The organism is Acinetobacter sp. 778_lipA (assembly GCF_058242985.1).
In genome coordinates, this window is record NZ_JBZAYT010000001.1 from 3,379,137 (window position 1) to 3,394,287 (window position 15,151).

Below are 15,151 nucleotides of genomic sequence, written 5' to 3' on the forward strand. Positions count from 1 at the left end.
TTGTTTTATTGACTGGAATTAGATAAATCATGATTCAAGGGAGGATGATCCACGTGAATCACATCTGAGCCTTGCAGGGAAAGCCCGTTCTTGTTACGCGTATTCTGGGCAGCAGAATAATTATCCCAAATAATACGCGGGTCAAAACTCAGTGAAGCAAACATGGTTAAAACCACGACTGCACCAAAAGCAACCGCGCCTGGCCCAGCAAGAATAGTTGCCAGTGATTGAATCTGAATCAGGGCGGTCAATAAAGCCACCACAAAAACATCAATCATCGACCATCGACCGATAAACTCAACGATCCGATAAAGCATTGAGCAATGCTCAGGTGAAAAATGCAAACGTTTAGAAGACTGCATTTTTACTGCAATCAACAGAAAACACAGAATCAAAAGTTTTAACATGGGAATAAAGATACTGGCCATAAAAATAACAGCAGAAACCAAATAATCCCCATTCTGCCAAAAATAGATCACACCACTCATGATCGTATCTTGCTGACTACCTAACAAAGAATCTGTGACGGTCATCGGAAGTACATTGGCTGGAATATACAAAATACTCGCAGCAATCACTAAAGCAAGGGTTCTGTCTAAGCTCTTTGGTTTACGTTGATGCAGCACACTATGACATTTCAAGCAATGTGAAGCGTGTTTTGCTTCAGCCTCTGGAACCTCTTTATTGAGCGTTCCACAGCAATGACAAAGCACCAAAGACAAATCTTTGGCTCTTGGATATTGCAGCGAATTGTTACTGTCTATATTCGCTGAGTATTTTGAAAAATTAGCCTGAGACGGTTCAGTTTTCATGTAAGTCTCCTGTCGATCTCATCCCAAAGATCTTTGACTTTTACTGAGGCAATATAAACCAGTAATACACTCAGTATGGAGAATCCCCATAATGCAACGCCTGGAATCACCACAACCATTCCGACCAGTTTAACCAAGGTAACCAATACCCCAATCAAAAATACCTCAACCATTCCCCATGTTCTAAATAAAAACAAGGTACGAAATGCTGCAACTAAATAACGAGGCCGAACTTTACAGAAATGAACTGATGAAAGGACATAGAACAGCAGTAACAAATCCAATAGAGGCACCACGAAAGTCGTGATAAGAATCAGCACACCTACCGGCCCTTGCCCGGCATGAAACATCGCCCATGCAGCACCCAGTAGGGTTGTCTGGGAATCATTACCCTGCAATTCCACCTTAACAATCGGAAAACTATTGGCAATCACAAATACGATCAGCGCTGTTGTGACCATTGCCAATAAAACACTAAATGGCTTGCTTTGCCGATAAAGCTCAGCACCACAACAGAGACAATAAGCACATTCACCTTGGGTCAGCTGAATTCGATGATAGAGCGTGTCACATTCCTCACAGGCAACCAGCGTTTGCGGTGCAATATCACCTTTTTGAATCAATGCTTGCTGATTCATGGGCACAGAAACTGGCGGATAGGAGGACGGCTCACGCATAGAACATCAACACCATTTTATAGATTCTTTTTAGACCGAAGCTCATCTTGCTATATTTTACTGAGATGTATACAGATGAGTTGTGATATTTTTTGATGATATCCTGTTGGTTTTATATAAACAATTGATCTGGCGAAATCTAGTCTAACAATTGACCATGCATTTTATCTATTCTCAATATCAACATATATTTTGACATGATTAAAGACACAGTCGTTGCACCAAAAAATCGATAAAGACACGGGTTTTTGCTGGCAAGGTTCCCGTATTCGGATAGAGCAATTGGACATTTTGTACAGGTAAATCAAAATCAGCTAACACCCGAGTTAAACGATTTTGCTGAATATCTTCATCGACCAACCAAGCTGGCGATATCGCAACGCCCAATGAAGCAAGTGTCATCTGATGTATCGCTTCTGCCGAATTAGATTCATACTGACTTCTAACAAAAGGCAATGTATGTTTTTCACCTTGATCATTTTGTAAAACATATTGCGCATCCTGCCAATTCAATAAGCGATGACCAATCCAAGGAACATGTGCTAAATCAGCAATGCTATTGATTGGATAACGTTTTAAAAATTCAGGGCTGGCAACCAAATAAATCGGATATTCAGCAATTTTTCGTGTCCGCATCGATGAGTCTTTTAAGTTTCCCAACCGAATGACCAAATCTAATTTTTCAGTGACTAAATCATCTAAGGAAGAATTAAATGAATATTGTAGTTGTAATTGAGGATATTGGCGGCAAAACTCACCCAGCAAAGGTAAAATGAATTTCCGTCCAAATTCATTGGTCGATGAAAAACGCAATATCCCTGTGACACTTGTGGCTAAGTTTTGACTGCGCTCAAAAGCTTCTTCGATTTGCAATTGAATGTGTTTGAAATCCTCATAAAAGCTTTTGCCTATTTCAGTCAGTGCGATATTACGTGTATTACGAATCAGCAAACTCACATTTAAATGCTGTTCTAAATGCTTAATATCAATACTCACCATCGATCGGCTTAAACCCAAAATCTCTGCTGCCTTGGTAAATGATCCTGAATCAACCACTTGCAGAAAACTTATAATCTGTTTTAGGTTTTTTTGCATAATCACACTGATTGTTTGAAATTATTAAACAATGATTTTACTTCGCATGCATCGACAATAAAAGGCCTGAATCGTACCCTCCTGCATCTTGGAGGTCGCTATGTCATATCGCTATAAAATAGCAACAGTGTTTTTACTTGGGTTCTTTATTGATTGCATCAATATTTTTATGTCTGCAATTGCCTTACCCGATATAGCAACAGCTTTCTCAGTCAGCCCATCGATGGTTGCATGGGTAAGCAATGCTTATATTTTAGGTTTGGTTTTAATCATGCCCATGAGCTTATGGTTAGCAAGCGTATTGGGTGATCGGAAATTGCTTTGTTATTCAATGCTGCTCTTTTCCGTCAGCGTTTGGTTGATTGGCATGAGTGAATCAATCCATAGTTTAATTTTTTGGAGATTTGTTCAGGGTGTGGCTGGCGGATTATTAATCCCTGTCGGTCAAGCATTGGTATTTGCACTGTTTCCAAACCATGAACGGCAACGTATCTCCACAATGATCATGGCAATCGCATTAATTGCACCCGCCTTTTCACCAACGATTGGCGGCATAATTATTGATGCTTTATCTTGGCGTTGGGTGTTTTTTGCCAATATCCCCTTTACCATGATCACTGCTTTATTAGCATGGCGATGGATCAAAGAAACTCAAGCTAAAACGTCTGGGAAACCTGACTTTTTAGGACTGTTTATGGTCAATGTCAGCCTGTTGTGTTTGTTACTCTCTTTCTCATTATTTAACGATTACCATAGTGTTGTACTCGCGATCAGTAGCTTTCTGCTTTCCGTCACAATGCTTCTGATTTATCTCAAATACGCGAAAGGATCTGCTCATCCAATCCTTAATTTGCAATTGTTAAAAAATTATAATTTACGCAATGCATTTATCGTTTATTACGCAGTACCCGGTATTTTTACTGGTGTGAATTTACTGAATATCTTTAATTTACAACGTAACCTTGAGTTTAATGCAAAACAGACTGGCTTATTTATGCTGCTCTATGCAGTGGGTGCATTGGTATCGATGACCAGTGGTGGACTTCTCTATCGCCATCTCGGTAAAAAGCAGCTTTTTATAATCGGTATTACGCTACATAGTTTAGGAATTTCACTGTTGTTCTGGGTCTCAAACGCCAATGATTTAAGCATCTTGATTGTTGCTTATCTACTGATGGGAATGGGTGGTGGTCTAAGTGCCAATACTGCCCAAATCAGTGCCCTCATCGATTTTAACGGCCAAGACTTATTACAAGGCAGTGTGCTGTGGAACATAAATCGACAAGTCGCTTTTAGTTTAGGTACAGTTGCCCTTATTTCAATCTTTAGTCTATTGCCTGCTGCAAATGACTTAATACGTTATCAGCATACTTTTTTGATTGCAGCTGTGCTGTGCCTTTTATCATTAATTTCCATTTTTAAGGAGAAAACCCATGTCTAATCCTATGGACAATGCATTACAACATGTCATCGATTTACATATTTTGATTGAAAATGTATTTACTGGTCAAAATGCAAAAGAAAGCCTAAATCAACTCTTAGCCAGTTTTGACCCAAATTTTAAAATGATTACGACGCAAGGCAATGTCATTGGTTTACCCGAAATAAATGACTTGTTTAGTCAAAATGTAGGTAATAAACCTGCGTTAAAAATTAAAATCTTGAATACACGTGCTTTATTTGAAGCAGACAACCACTGCTGGATTCAATATCAAGAACATCAACAAAGCCATGAACCTGATACATTACGCATATCGACGGCTTGTATCAAAGTTGAATCAGGTCAATGTTATTGGGTTTATCTACATGAAACATTGGTCAATTTAGCCTCATCGAGTTAAATTGTGTGAAGAGTTTATTGATGTAAACAGTCTAAATTGCTATTCATTAAACCTCAGTAATTAACTAACACCAATCCAACCAGTCCTGTGATGGATTTTCCTGTAATAAATTAGGGTTATTTTTTTTTGCCTTTTCAATAGATTCTAAATTAATCTCAATTGGAATTAATATTTTTTTATTTTTTTCATTAGGACTATCCTCTTCCAATAAAATTTTTTCAACATTTAACACCAATTCATTTTCAAGTTTTTTTAAACAACCAATAATTGAAGCTCTATGAAATAAATAAGACTCACCGCCTATAGGAAATATTACTTTTTCATTAAGAATATAAATAATATCCCTATTTGAAATTTTTAATTTCACCGTATCTTTATAATTTATTTGCAAAACCTCATCTAAAAAAATAAATTATTATTTAAGATAGTTAACCATCCCTCCACTTCTACTTTTTTCTCTAAATAATCAATATTCAGAAAAATCAAATCAGAAACTTTCATTTTACTTTCCTATAATAATTGCATTAATATTCAGCAAGGCGTCGAGCTTTTTTAAGTAAGCATTCTCAGCGCGTAAATAGAGTAGTTCACGTTAAAGTTCAGCAGTTGTTTTTTCATGATCTGGTTTATCAACAATATATTTATGTTTATTTTTAGACATGGATACTCTTCCTTTAGACTTTGGTTCTAGTCCAAGCATACCATCAGTTTGATAGATTTTACGCCATACACTGATCAAACTCGGGGAAGAAATACCAAAACGAAGAGAAGTATTAGATAAACTTAATCACTCATCTTGCATAGTTGTTAATACGTTATATTTAAATTCAGCTGTATAAATTGTCTTATTCTGTTTTGGCTTTATTGCATCAATTCCACCTAAGTCAAATTGAGCCAACCATTTAGAGACATCCCTATCACTAATCGAAAAATGCTTGGCTGTTGATAAGCTAGAATGGCCTTGAGCATAATAAGCAATGACTGCTTGTTTAAACTTTAAATCGTATTTGATAAAAATACCCTATAAGTTGTGTCCAACTTATAGGGTTCAGTTCACATGAATAACAGCTCTTTTATTTTATCGATACCTACTAATCATGCAGTAGATTTAAAAATTCATCAAAAGTATCTGCTACTTTTATAACATGCATCTTACTATCACCATTTTCATCTTCTACATAATCATCATGATACATAATTACCACTAGTGGATCATCAGTCGCAGGGTTTTTGCGATAATCAAAGGCTATATAATCACCTCTAGCAGTATTACCAAATACAATTACTTTATCATAGCTATATTCATCAGGTTGGTTACGTTCAATTGCATTTGATTCCTTTATAGAGTTCTGAAATATTAGGAAATCTTCCTGATCGTAAACTTCCTTTTTTTCATAACCATAACCATAACCATAACCATAACCATAACCATAACCATAACCATAACCATAACCATGAAACGATATATCTGCTATTCCAACTTCACCATTATACTCTTTAAAATAAAAATGCTCTTTTAGTGGTCTAAGAGCATTATATTTGGACAATAAATTAATATAACTTTTGGGTAGTCCAATCCCTTTTTGATCAAAAAATCAACAATAATAGATGTATCAATCTCACCATAGTCTCTATAAGAAATGATTTCCACAATTAATTACTTACCTTTATTTAAAGATTTCTTTCCAACATAATATATCCTCTCCACCTTACTAAAAAAACATAGAAAGGAGAAAAATCAATAAATAACAAAATCATCTGGATGTGTATCTAAATCAAGTAATCGCTTTGATTCTCTTAAATATATATTTAATATTTCTTTTGAAACAAAAACATTCAATCTAGAATCATATTCATAATGAAGCATAGCAGTTGCAATTGTATCTAGAAACAAAAATAGTTCTTTATCTGTTATTTCATTTCCTTTACTTAATATATTTAAACGTAGCATAACATTCTTATTTCTTAAATTTAAATAATCTGTCAAGCAATCAAAAAAAGCATCAGGACTTGTACCGCCAAAATAATATTTATAGCCTGAAATTATAGGATTATCATGAGGATAATCTTTATAAACATGTTGACCAATAAAACCAGTTATATCGCCAATAAAATTTAATGATTTGTCGATCATAATTTCTATAATTGGTATATTTTTTTCGTAGTGTTCCGCGCAAAAAAAAGCATATAATTTGGATTCACTCATTTTAATTTTCTCCAGGTATTACCATAAGGTTTATTGCTAGGTGAAATTGCTTTATTTGGATCAGGTCGACTTTGCCCATAATGATTCGGTGAGTACCACATTGATCCATCACTACCTTCTACAATCCGTTGTAGTCTTCTTCGATTAGCACCATTATTAAACATTACTTACTAAAAATTAGCCTTATTGAAAATTAGGATTTACACTATTTTATATATCTTCCAACATTAAATTCTATTTGGTCGAATGTTAAGACTTATTAAAATACCAGCTCTAAATATGAGCCTGCTAATCTTTATTAGATATAGAGTCATTTTTATTGACTCTTATTTTACAATAAGATAATAAAAAGCTATCACATACTCAATTAAAAAATTTTATTAATTAAATAAAAAATTAAGACCTTCTCATTTCCAATATTTTCTCCCAAGCCACACCGCACCAAATATCTGGTTTAATTTTAATATAATTTCCACCATAATATTCATATAAGCGTTCTAAGTCACTTAGTGTTAAAAAACCGACTATTGATTCTGAAAAGAACAATGGATTTTGATTTTTTTTCGACCTCATATAGCTCAAAATTATTCTAAATGCTTTATCAATACACCAATTAATATCATGAATATAAAACTGACGCTTATAAAAATTTTCTTCTACACTTTTAATTAACTTAACAAAATTTTTATCAGCATCCATATAAAAATCACTATCAATACTTAGATTAGTAAAAAAATTTCCAAAGTTTCAACACTTTCTTCACCATTTTCATCGATATATGTTTCACCATGTACATATATTTCAATTTCACTCTTAATATTTACAACCTCAGCATTAGCAACAAGATCTGCTAAATCCAATACCATACCATTCTCAGCAAAAATTTTCTTAAGATTTAAAATCTCTGAATAAAAATCATATTGATTATTTTTTTGTTCTTCAACAATCCAAGCAGAATGCCCCATATTATTTACCTTTCAATATATTTTCCAATTCACTTTTACCAGATACAATCTTAATTTTATCACCATATTGATTTTTTAATTTTCTTGATTCACTATCTAGACCTCTTGCGAAAGTAGCTATATAAATCATTTGGGCTTTATGCAATACCTTATAAATCAAAGATCATGTCTACTCAAATTTTGACTTATACAAGAGATTTAATATTTATAAAATTATTTTTCTTAATTTAAATATGCTTCTTTAGCAGAATATATTCATCTAAATTTTACTAAAAAAGCATAAGAGGAGAAATTTAATAAATAACAAAATCATCTGGATGTCTATCTAAATCAAGTAATCGCCTAGATTCTTTTAGATATATATTTAATATTTCTTTTGAAACAAAAATCCTTAATTTTGAATCATAATCATGATTTAATATATTAGCTAAAAGACCATGCAAGAATACATAAATTTCATTTTCTGAAATTTCAGCACCTTTATCTATTATTTCAATACGTAATAAATTTACATTTTGATCTAAAAATTCAGTTAAACAATCTGAAAAACCATCAGGACTAGCACCAAAAAATAATTTATTCTCAGGTAGTATTGAATTTATATATTTATATTTATTATATATATTAATTGAAAAATACGAATAAACTTCATAAATTGTTTTAAGATTATTATCAATCTTTAAAATTAGCTCTTCATTTTTTTTACATTCTTCAGCACAAAAAAAGGCATATAATTTTGGGCTACTCATTTCAATTTCCTCCACGTAATTCCGTATGGTTTATTTGTTTGTGATATTGGTCTGCTCATATCTGGTCTAATATCACCATAATGATTCGGTGAGTACCACATTGACCCATCACTGCCTACTACAATCCGTTGTGGACCACGCCCATTTACACCTTGAGTAGGAACTACCCATTCTGTATAAGTTGGTCCATTTGGTAATTTTGGATTTGTTCCATTTCCGTAAACCTTCCCGTCCTTCAAAGCTGAACTCGGTTGATTATTTAATATTCGTTGTAATGTTGGCTCAAGATTAACATTTGTTCTTACTATACGATCATTCACCATAATTGGTTGATTTTCGATTGTCTTAGGTAATGAGTCCATCCAAGCTTGTTTTTGTTCAACGGTTAACTGTCTATTATTTACTGTATCTGGATGATATGGATCATTTTTAACAGATGGATTTCCACCACTTACTTGTTGCCCTGCTGGTGGCTTAGTTCTATCACAATTATTATGAACCCAAACTCCATCAAGATTAACATTCAAACCTTTAATAAAATAAGTATGATTTGTATCAACAGTTAAATTATACGCTTGTAATGCTTCAGATTTAACATCAACTGATATAACTTCATACCATTCGTTATTACTTACTAATAACTTATAACCTGCCTTTAAATTTGATGCATCTACCCATTTTCCACCGTTTACAACTCCATGGTATACATGTCCTTCAGATGATTGCGGTACATCATTATATGGAACTGTAAAATAAGGATGAATTTTATTAGAAACTATTGTTTGCTCTTGACCAGTTTTACTCCTAACTGTGACATATACTGTCTCTTTATAAGGGTTACTGTATTGTGCAAGAACCTGCTTATAACTGCCGTTTCCAGTAGTTTCGTTTAATGAATACACCCAATCCCCAACAGAAATTTGCTGTATTGGCGTATATCCATGGTTTGTTTTAACTTGCATATCTCCCCGGAATGAACAAGTTAAGTGCTTATATTGACTCTCAGTTATACTTGCTAAATTTTCTCCTGCTTTAGCTTCAGCACTTGCCAGTTTTGCACCTTTAGTCGCAGCTCCACCAATTGCCATTAGTGCTACATCTGTCCCACTCTCTGGAAATAGAATTTCTGTAGCGACATAGCCTATACCAGCAAGATAGTAACTCGCCCCAGATCTTGGTTTTTCTCCAACGATATAATCCAATACTTTAGATTTTGCAGGAATTAATATATTTTCCGCAGCACTGCGATGACTAACTGTATATTTTGTACCACAGTCACCATAGCTCATACCTTGGCAATTTTTTTGAGCATACTGCAAAAACTCTAATTGCTTAAACAATTGAGGATCTGCTGCTTTAACATCATAATTAGAGGCGAGTCCAACATTCGTTGATCCTAATAATTGTTTTAACTTATTATCATCAAATTGTTCAGCTGCCCAAATTTGTTGTACATTTTTCTCCATACAGGCAGATTGACCAGATGCTTTGCAGGATTTATATACTGATAAATTATCAGCACTTATTTGCTTTATCTTAGCAACAAGTTTATTTTTATCTGCTTGACTACACCCATTTGCGTTTGGCGATGATTTGCAAATTTCCAAATACTTCTGTAAATCTACAAATCTTTTATTCGTCAAATGCTCATCAAATTCATCATTATTTGCTATCTGCGACTCGTATTTTTCAGTATTAGCTTTTAATAAATTCAGTTGTGTTTGAGCATCATTAATACCTGCAACTTCAACTTTTGGAATATTCTGAATTTGGGTTTTAGCAGTATCAATATTTGATGAATTTACCCAACTATTGACATTAAATGCAGCTTCTCCCATCCAACCTAAAGCTTCTGATGATTTCTCTCCAAAACCAACCTGATGCGCATCTTCATGTGTCACCAGATTTACAGTATTTTTCTGAGCGTCCTTATCAAGATAAATATCTGTTTTATTGGTGATATTGGTCGTTGCATCCGCTTTTAAATAATTTTCATTGAATAAACTTTCGACCAAACTAACATCTGTATTTTTTATAGATGTTCCTTTGGTCAACTGATCATTATATTCATTGATCAGTTTTTGGTTATCCATAATATTATTGGATATTCCATCTTGGATGAGCTGTAAGTTAGCAGCCATTTCAACATCATACGCTACGTTCGCATTATTTTTAGTTAATGTTGTTGCATCTTGTACTGAACCTTTTTCATCCAACAACCCAACAATACCAGAACCTAAAATTAATCCGCCTGTCGCAGTCGAACCTGCAATAATTTTTCCATTCTGAGGTAAATCCTTCTGCTCTTGAATAATCTGAGTACAGTTCTAATATAGTAAAATATTAAATTTCAGACCAATCCAATGGATATATAACATTTTTAGGCTCTAAAACTATCGAAGAATCCAAATTCATAATCTCATTTCTAATTTCATTTATTCCATTAAAATATTTTTCCTTATTAAAAATAAATCTATAATTAATACTTCCAATCTCTAAATCCCAGATAATATCATTCGTTAGATGTTTTACTTCTACACCATCCCAGCACCCTTCATCAGCATATCCATTTAAAGCAGTAAAAATTAAAAATCTTCCATCTTTCTTTGTACTTTCAAATAACTCTTTATAAACAATTAATGCATCGTCAAACCCCTTATACTTAAATATATTTTCATAATCAATCTCAATATTCACTATTGCTGAATTTGAAAAAAACAAACCATTCCTTTGATAAACATTATCATCAATATATTGCTCTAGTTTACATTTAAAATCATTCATAATTACTTGCTCTCATATCTAGGGGCTAGAGGAAATTGTGTGGATTTTTCTGCATCAGGATTAATCATGACTACATTAGTATTCGACTTTTGTGAAGTTGGGGATATTTTTGAATCATTAATATTAGTGCTTATTAAAAAATCATACTTTTTTTATAAATTGTAGCAGCACTACCCAAATCACTATAATGTATATCTGGATTTGATAAATTATCTTCTATTAATTTTTTAATATTTAAATAAAAAAGCCGTTACATGAATAACAGCTTTTTTATTTCATCAATGCTTACTAATCATGCAGTAGATTTAAAAATTCATCAAAAGTATCTGCCACATTGAGAACTTTCATTTTAGATTTACCATTTTCTTCTATAAATTCATCATGATACATAATTACCACTAGTGGTTCATCAGTCGCAGGGTTTTTGCGATAATCAAAGGCTATATAATCACCTCGCCCATTAACACCAAATACTATTACTTTATCATACCCTAAACCATCATTATCTTGAAATTTATAAATATTATCAGCACCAATTTCATTTCCATATGCACAAAAACCTATACTGGACTCACCAATATCTCCATTAGAATCTATATAATCAAAACAATTCTCTACGAACTGGACACCATTATGTTTTTGAATTAATTCTATATATTTTTTAGGTAAAGTTAATCCATAGTTTTTCATAAAATCTAAAATAAAACTTTCATTAACAGTTCCAAAATCATACATTACAGTTAAATCTTTCATTTATTTTCCACCACTCAAACTTGCTTCACCAATTTGTTTAACTGCATCATGTATCTCTCTTGCTAATAATTGAAAGTTATTTGGTTTTGACTGAGCATTATAATGTTATTTTTGTATACAGTTACAGAGTCCAATTAATAAACCTGTCACTTGGTTTCAGGTGATTTCTTGAGTATTGTTGATATCACGGTTATTGGTCGTTGTCGTGTTGGTTACACTGCCTTGACCCATCGTCGCTGTGGTTATCTGCTCTTTTCATTCCCTGTACTTTGTAAACCAAGCGTTGTACTACCACTTGGATGACGAGAACTCTCCTTACTCTCTCCTTTGATAGATTTACCCACACTGGTCGATACATTGAAACCACGGTTGCTTTCTAAGCTATGGTCTTGAATATCTTTAAGCTCAATTGCTCCTGTATAATTCAGTTTGCCATGATCTGTTAAAGTTCCATCAGAAAAGTGTTTAGCGGAGCGGAGACTGCTCCGCCACTTTGCAAGACGGAGCTTTAGCGACGTAACTTGGATTGGTAATCACAACATCGATATTAGCAACTCCAAAAATTCATATAAAAGAATTTTCAGAGTTACTTTAACACCGTTTTATCCTCTAATCTCATTTGCTTTTATATATTAAAAACAATCCATCTCAGCAATAATATTTTTTCCAAAATTCGAGAATAAAAATTCATTTCATTCAAAATCAATATCTATTCTATCAACCGTCCACTTCACTTTTCTGTTGTCTAAATACCCATAATCACTTAGTAAAATTTCATCAAATATTAATAAATCATCAACATGTATAACCCCATTTATTAATACTCCTACAATGTTATAACCCAAAGTATTTCCAATTTTTTTAAATCCAACTTCCTCATTGGTTTCAATAACTTGATAATCATCAAATACTTTAGGTTCTAAATCAACCATATAATGATGTGTTTTATCTAAAGGAAATGGCAAATTCAGTGTTAATACTTCGAGTACCACTCCACTCAAATTTATTTTCAAAACATTTTCAACAAATTCATCTACACTTAATATTTCTATCTGATATTTCATTTTACGACCTTTATGCTTTTATCTTGAGCATTACCATTAATTGTTTTCCAAAAATCCTTACCACTTTGAGTATGAAGAGTTGTTATCTGCCCTTGAGCATTTGTACCAACCAAAGCAAATTTTGCTTTACCTTTTGAATCATTACCAATATAAGCTACATATCCTGTCCTAATTTGACCATTATAATTGTACTCAACTTTTTCACCATTTTTGATAATTTCTCTACTTAAGTTTAAATACTCTTGTTCATTCGTAACTCCTAGCTTTTTGAACTCTCCTCCATGTTTTTTAAAATGTTCTGTTAATTTTTGAGAATTAGCAAAATTACTAGGTTGTAATTGATTTGTATTTGAATAATTTTTTACCGAATTTTTTGGGCCATTTGCGTTTTCAGTAACAGACATTCCCCAATGCGGTGCAATAGTAATATCACTTTTCCCTAAAGGCGTATCATTAAATCCACCTGTTTTTATTGCTACACCTGAACCAACAACTGTACCAATCAAAGCTCCACCTATTGCCAAGTTATCTGCTGTCTTATCGTCCACTCCCAATAGACGAGTCGATGAACCTAAAGCACCCAATGGGCTAATTGCAGAACCAATAATTGCATTTGCTCCTCGACTTTCATTGGCTTTGATTGTTTGGGCTGAATTTGCATTTAGACCTAAATTTTTATAGTAATCAGGTAACATTCCATAGTTTTTATCTCCTGGATATAACCACTTATCCTTCTCATTTCCATTATAATAGCCTCGATATAAATCCATATCGACCTTCTTATAAATCTCTTGTTGCATTCCTGCTAACTTTTGTACTTCGTTATACTCTTTCGAGCCTTTGGGGAACATGCTAAATAGCTGACTCAACTGATTGCCATTTAAGAAGGTTGGCAATTTTGCCTTTTGTGCCATCGCATCTATATTGACATTTGGAACTGCAAGTAAACTTTTAGCATCCTCTTTTTGATACTGGTTATATTGCAGATTCATATATTTTGAAAAAATTTCTAATAACTTTTTCGCTTCATTTGGATTATTACCTTTTAATGCGGTATTAATCTTTTCTGAAAAAGCCACGGCCATATTGGTCGTTGTATAATTTTCAAAAGAGTTGGGTTCACTATTGAGTTGATCAAAGAATTTTTGGTTATCTTTGTTTAAAATCGCATCATTATTTAATTGTGTACTTTCATCATTACCGTCTCCAATTTGCTTTTGATAGTAATCTACAGCTGCTTTGCTATAAGTGATTCCTGCTGTGAAACCTAGTTCTCCTGCTTTACCTGATAAGTTACTCAACAACTCATTTGATAGCCCTTGGTTATGGCTGACTTCATGTTCAAGTACTTCTATATTGGTTTTACGATTATCTCCATTTACATCTATCGCAATGATATTTTTATCTGTCGTTCCTTTTAATCCGTAGACATCTGTAATAGTAGTGGTCGATACATTGAAACTACAACTATAGTGGAGTCGTGAAATAATTCATACAAAAATATTTCATAACATTTTGATTTTATTTTAAATTAATCTTTACTTCTGTATGTGGTTAGTATGATTTTGACTATACTTTCAGCACTATAAATCTCTTGCGAAAATAGGTTCTTTGATCATTTGGTCTTTATTTAATACCTTACAAATCAAATGTCATATCTGCTCAAATTTTGACTAACGCAAGAGATTTTATGATCTTGAACATCTTTAAGCTCAAGTACACCTGTATAATTCAGTTTGCTATGCTTCTGCCTTAAAGGCAGAAGCATAAATCCATTTATTGATAATCAGAAAACTTAATTCAAATTAAATACCGTAAACTTGTTTGAGACGAGATATAAAATGAATAATCTTTTCATTATCTTCAGGATTAATTTCAGCATATGCTAATGCTATTAATTCCAAAACCGAGGCAAAAACTTCAAATGGTACTTTACCATCAAGCTCATCATAGAAATAAAATTCTGCTGCATCAACAACATGTCCCTCATCCAAAACATCATTCATAAGGAAATAAGTTGATGTTTCTTGGAGGCTATAACCTTCGCCTCGAATAGCATTTTTAAGGATATCAATAAATGTATGCCCACCAGTACATGTAACAAAATAGTCCATAAAGAAAGATAATTCTGGGTCTGCTTCTGGATATTTTTTCAAGATGTCATTTCGATTATTTCTCAACCACTCAATCATATATTGCATCATA

At 33.0% G+C, this 15,151-nt stretch carries 19 protein-coding genes; 3 read left to right on the forward strand and 16 right to left on the reverse strand.

Annotation, left to right across the window (positions count from 1 at the left end; all coding sequences use genetic code 11):
• Nucleotides 1-5: 5 nt before the first annotated feature.
• The 3 genes from AC4CUY_RS15945 to AC4CUY_RS15955 form a co-directional block, all read right to left on the reverse strand.
• A complete protein-coding gene (locus AC4CUY_RS15945; protein WP_336951995.1) occupies nucleotides 6-812 on the reverse strand; it encodes a paraquat-inducible protein A in 807 nt (268 codons plus the stop codon).
• Nucleotides 809-1,450 (reverse strand): paraquat-inducible protein A, encoded by a 642-nt coding sequence (locus tag AC4CUY_RS15950; RefSeq protein ID WP_490774677.1) that lies wholly within the window; start codon nucleotides 1,448-1,450, stop codon nucleotides 809-811. Before AC4CUY_RS15950 ends, AC4CUY_RS15945 begins: the two co-directional genes overlap by 4 nt.
• A gap of 240 nt (nucleotides 1,451-1,690) precedes the next feature.
• Nucleotides 1,691-2,584, reverse strand: coding sequence for a LysR family transcriptional regulator (locus tag AC4CUY_RS15955; protein ID WP_224964117.1), 894 nt, complete (start codon nucleotides 2,582-2,584; stop codon nucleotides 1,691-1,693).
• Between the two features lie 100 nt (nucleotides 2,585-2,684).
• On the opposite strand from AC4CUY_RS15955, the gene AC4CUY_RS15960 reads away from it, so the two are divergent.
• Nucleotides 2,685-4,025, forward strand: coding sequence for an MFS transporter (locus AC4CUY_RS15960; protein ID WP_490774397.1), 1,341 nt, complete (start codon nucleotides 2,685-2,687; stop codon nucleotides 4,023-4,025).
• A complete protein-coding gene (locus AC4CUY_RS15965; protein ID WP_490774398.1) occupies nucleotides 4,018-4,425 on the forward strand; it encodes a hypothetical protein in 408 nt (135 codons plus the stop codon). Before AC4CUY_RS15960 ends, AC4CUY_RS15965 begins: the two co-directional genes overlap by 8 nt.
• Before the next feature lie 64 nt (nucleotides 4,426-4,489).
• On the opposite strand, the gene AC4CUY_RS15970 is transcribed toward AC4CUY_RS15965, so the two are convergent.
• The 10 genes from AC4CUY_RS15970 to AC4CUY_RS16015 form a co-directional block, all read right to left on the reverse strand.
• Nucleotides 4,490-4,792, reverse strand: coding sequence for a hypothetical protein (locus AC4CUY_RS15970; protein ID WP_490774399.1), 303 nt, complete (start codon nucleotides 4,790-4,792; stop codon nucleotides 4,490-4,492).
• A gap of 420 nt (nucleotides 4,793-5,212) precedes the next feature.
• Nucleotides 5,213-5,443, reverse strand: coding sequence for a helix-turn-helix domain-containing protein (locus AC4CUY_RS15975; protein ID WP_490774678.1), 231 nt, complete (start codon nucleotides 5,441-5,443; stop codon nucleotides 5,213-5,215).
• A gap of 73 nt (nucleotides 5,444-5,516) precedes the next feature.
• Nucleotides 5,517-6,002 carry an SMI1/KNR4 family protein gene (locus AC4CUY_RS15980; protein WP_490774679.1) on the reverse strand — a complete coding sequence of 162 codons (486 nt, stop codon included), beginning with the start codon at nucleotides 6,000-6,002 and terminating at the stop codon, nucleotides 5,517-5,519.
• A gap of 161 nt (nucleotides 6,003-6,163) precedes the next feature.
• A complete protein-coding gene (locus tag AC4CUY_RS15985) occupies nucleotides 6,164-6,631 on the reverse strand; it encodes a hypothetical protein (RefSeq protein WP_490774400.1) in 468 nt (155 codons plus the stop codon).
• Nucleotides 6,632-7,027: 396 nt separating this feature from the next.
• On the reverse strand, nucleotides 7,028-7,330 hold the full coding sequence (locus tag AC4CUY_RS15990; protein ID WP_483770699.1) for a hypothetical protein: 303 nt from the start codon (nucleotides 7,328-7,330) through the stop codon (nucleotides 7,028-7,030).
• A 20-nt stretch (nucleotides 7,331-7,350) separates the two neighbouring features.
• On the reverse strand, nucleotides 7,351-7,596 hold the full coding sequence (locus tag AC4CUY_RS15995; RefSeq protein ID WP_483770698.1) for a hypothetical protein: 246 nt from the start codon (nucleotides 7,594-7,596) through the stop codon (nucleotides 7,351-7,353).
• Between the two features lie 293 nt (nucleotides 7,597-7,889).
• Nucleotides 7,890-8,345, reverse strand: a complete 456-nt coding sequence (locus AC4CUY_RS16000) for a hypothetical protein (RefSeq protein WP_490774401.1) — start codon at nucleotides 8,343-8,345, stop codon at nucleotides 7,890-7,892.
• Nucleotides 8,342-10,564, reverse strand: a complete 2,223-nt coding sequence (locus AC4CUY_RS16005) for a polymorphic toxin-type HINT domain-containing protein (protein WP_490774402.1) — start codon at nucleotides 10,562-10,564, stop codon at nucleotides 8,342-8,344. The genes AC4CUY_RS16000 and AC4CUY_RS16005 overlap by 4 nt, the downstream gene beginning before the upstream one ends.
• A gap of 124 nt (nucleotides 10,565-10,688) precedes the next feature.
• A complete protein-coding gene (locus tag AC4CUY_RS16010) occupies nucleotides 10,689-11,129 on the reverse strand; it encodes a hypothetical protein (protein WP_490774403.1) in 441 nt (146 codons plus the stop codon).
• Nucleotides 11,130-11,417: 288 nt separating this feature from the next.
• Nucleotides 11,418-11,882: an SMI1/KNR4 family protein gene (locus tag AC4CUY_RS16015; RefSeq protein ID WP_490774404.1), complete on the reverse strand. Its 465-nt coding sequence runs from the start codon at nucleotides 11,880-11,882 to the stop codon at nucleotides 11,418-11,420.
• Between the two features lie 168 nt (nucleotides 11,883-12,050).
• On the opposite strand from AC4CUY_RS16015, the gene AC4CUY_RS16020 reads away from it, so the two are divergent.
• Nucleotides 12,051-12,185, forward strand: a complete 135-nt coding sequence (locus AC4CUY_RS16020) for a hypothetical protein (protein ID WP_490774405.1) — start codon at nucleotides 12,051-12,053, stop codon at nucleotides 12,183-12,185.
• Between the two features lie 389 nt (nucleotides 12,186-12,574).
• Here the strand turns inward: AC4CUY_RS16020 and AC4CUY_RS16025 are convergent, their stop codons facing one another.
• From AC4CUY_RS16025 to cdiI, 3 genes are all read right to left on the reverse strand, one after another.
• Nucleotides 12,575-12,946 (reverse strand): hypothetical protein, encoded by a 372-nt coding sequence (locus AC4CUY_RS16025; protein ID WP_490774406.1) that lies wholly within the window; start codon nucleotides 12,944-12,946, stop codon nucleotides 12,575-12,577.
• Entirely contained in the window at nucleotides 12,943-14,247 is a 1,305-nt protein-coding gene (locus AC4CUY_RS16030; protein WP_490774407.1) for a hypothetical protein, read from the reverse strand. The genes AC4CUY_RS16025 and AC4CUY_RS16030 overlap by 4 nt, the downstream gene beginning before the upstream one ends.
• 504 nt (nucleotides 14,248-14,751) lie before the next feature.
• On the reverse strand, nucleotides 14,752-15,150 hold the full coding sequence (gene cdiI / locus AC4CUY_RS16035; RefSeq protein WP_490774408.1) for a ribonuclease toxin immunity protein CdiI: 399 nt from the start codon (nucleotides 15,148-15,150) through the stop codon (nucleotides 14,752-14,754).
• Nucleotide 15,151 lies beyond the last annotated feature (1 nt).

What these genes read in the sequence shown, in the direction of transcription:
- AC4CUY_RS16010 (WP_490774403.1), bottom strand. Translation starts at nt 11,129, where the DNA reads ATGAATGATTTTAAATGTAAACTAGAGCAATATATTGATGATAATGTT.
- AC4CUY_RS16015 (WP_490774404.1), bottom strand. Translation starts at nt 11,882, where the DNA reads ATGAAAGATTTAACTGTAATGTATGATTTTGGAACTGTTAATGAAAGT.
- AC4CUY_RS15965 (WP_490774398.1), top strand. Translation starts at nt 4,018, where the DNA reads ATGTCTAATCCTATGGACAATGCATTACAACATGTCATCGATTTACAT.
- AC4CUY_RS15955 (WP_224964117.1), bottom strand. Translation starts at nt 2,584, where the DNA reads ATGCAAAAAAACCTAAAACAGATTATAAGTTTTCTGCAAGTGGTTGAT.
- AC4CUY_RS16000 (WP_490774401.1), bottom strand. Translation starts at nt 8,345, where the DNA reads ATGAGTAGCCCAAAATTATATGCCTTTTTTTGTGCTGAAGAATGTAAA.
- AC4CUY_RS15960 (WP_490774397.1), top strand. Translation starts at nt 2,685, where the DNA reads ATGTCATATCGCTATAAAATAGCAACAGTGTTTTTACTTGGGTTCTTT.
- AC4CUY_RS15945 (WP_336951995.1), bottom strand. Translation starts at nt 812, where the DNA reads ATGAAAACTGAACCGTCTCAGGCTAATTTTTCAAAATACTCAGCGAAT.
- cdiI (WP_490774408.1), bottom strand. Translation starts at nt 15,150, where the DNA reads ATGATGCAATATATGATTGAGTGGTTGAGAAATAATCGAAATGACATC.
- AC4CUY_RS15995 (WP_483770698.1), bottom strand. Translation starts at nt 7,596, where the DNA reads ATGGGGCATTCTGCTTGGATTGTTGAAGAACAAAAAAATAATCAATAT.
- AC4CUY_RS15990 (WP_483770699.1), bottom strand. Translation starts at nt 7,330, where the DNA reads ATGGATGCTGATAAAAATTTTGTTAAGTTAATTAAAAGTGTAGAAGAA.
- AC4CUY_RS16025 (WP_490774406.1), bottom strand. Translation starts at nt 12,946, where the DNA reads ATGAAATATCAGATAGAAATATTAAGTGTAGATGAATTTGTTGAAAAT.
- AC4CUY_RS15985 (WP_490774400.1), bottom strand. Translation starts at nt 6,631, where the DNA reads ATGAGTGAATCCAAATTATATGCTTTTTTTTGCGCGGAACACTACGAA.
- AC4CUY_RS15950 (WP_490774677.1), bottom strand. Translation starts at nt 1,450, where the DNA reads ATGAATCAGCAAGCATTGATTCAAAAAGGTGATATTGCACCGCAAACG.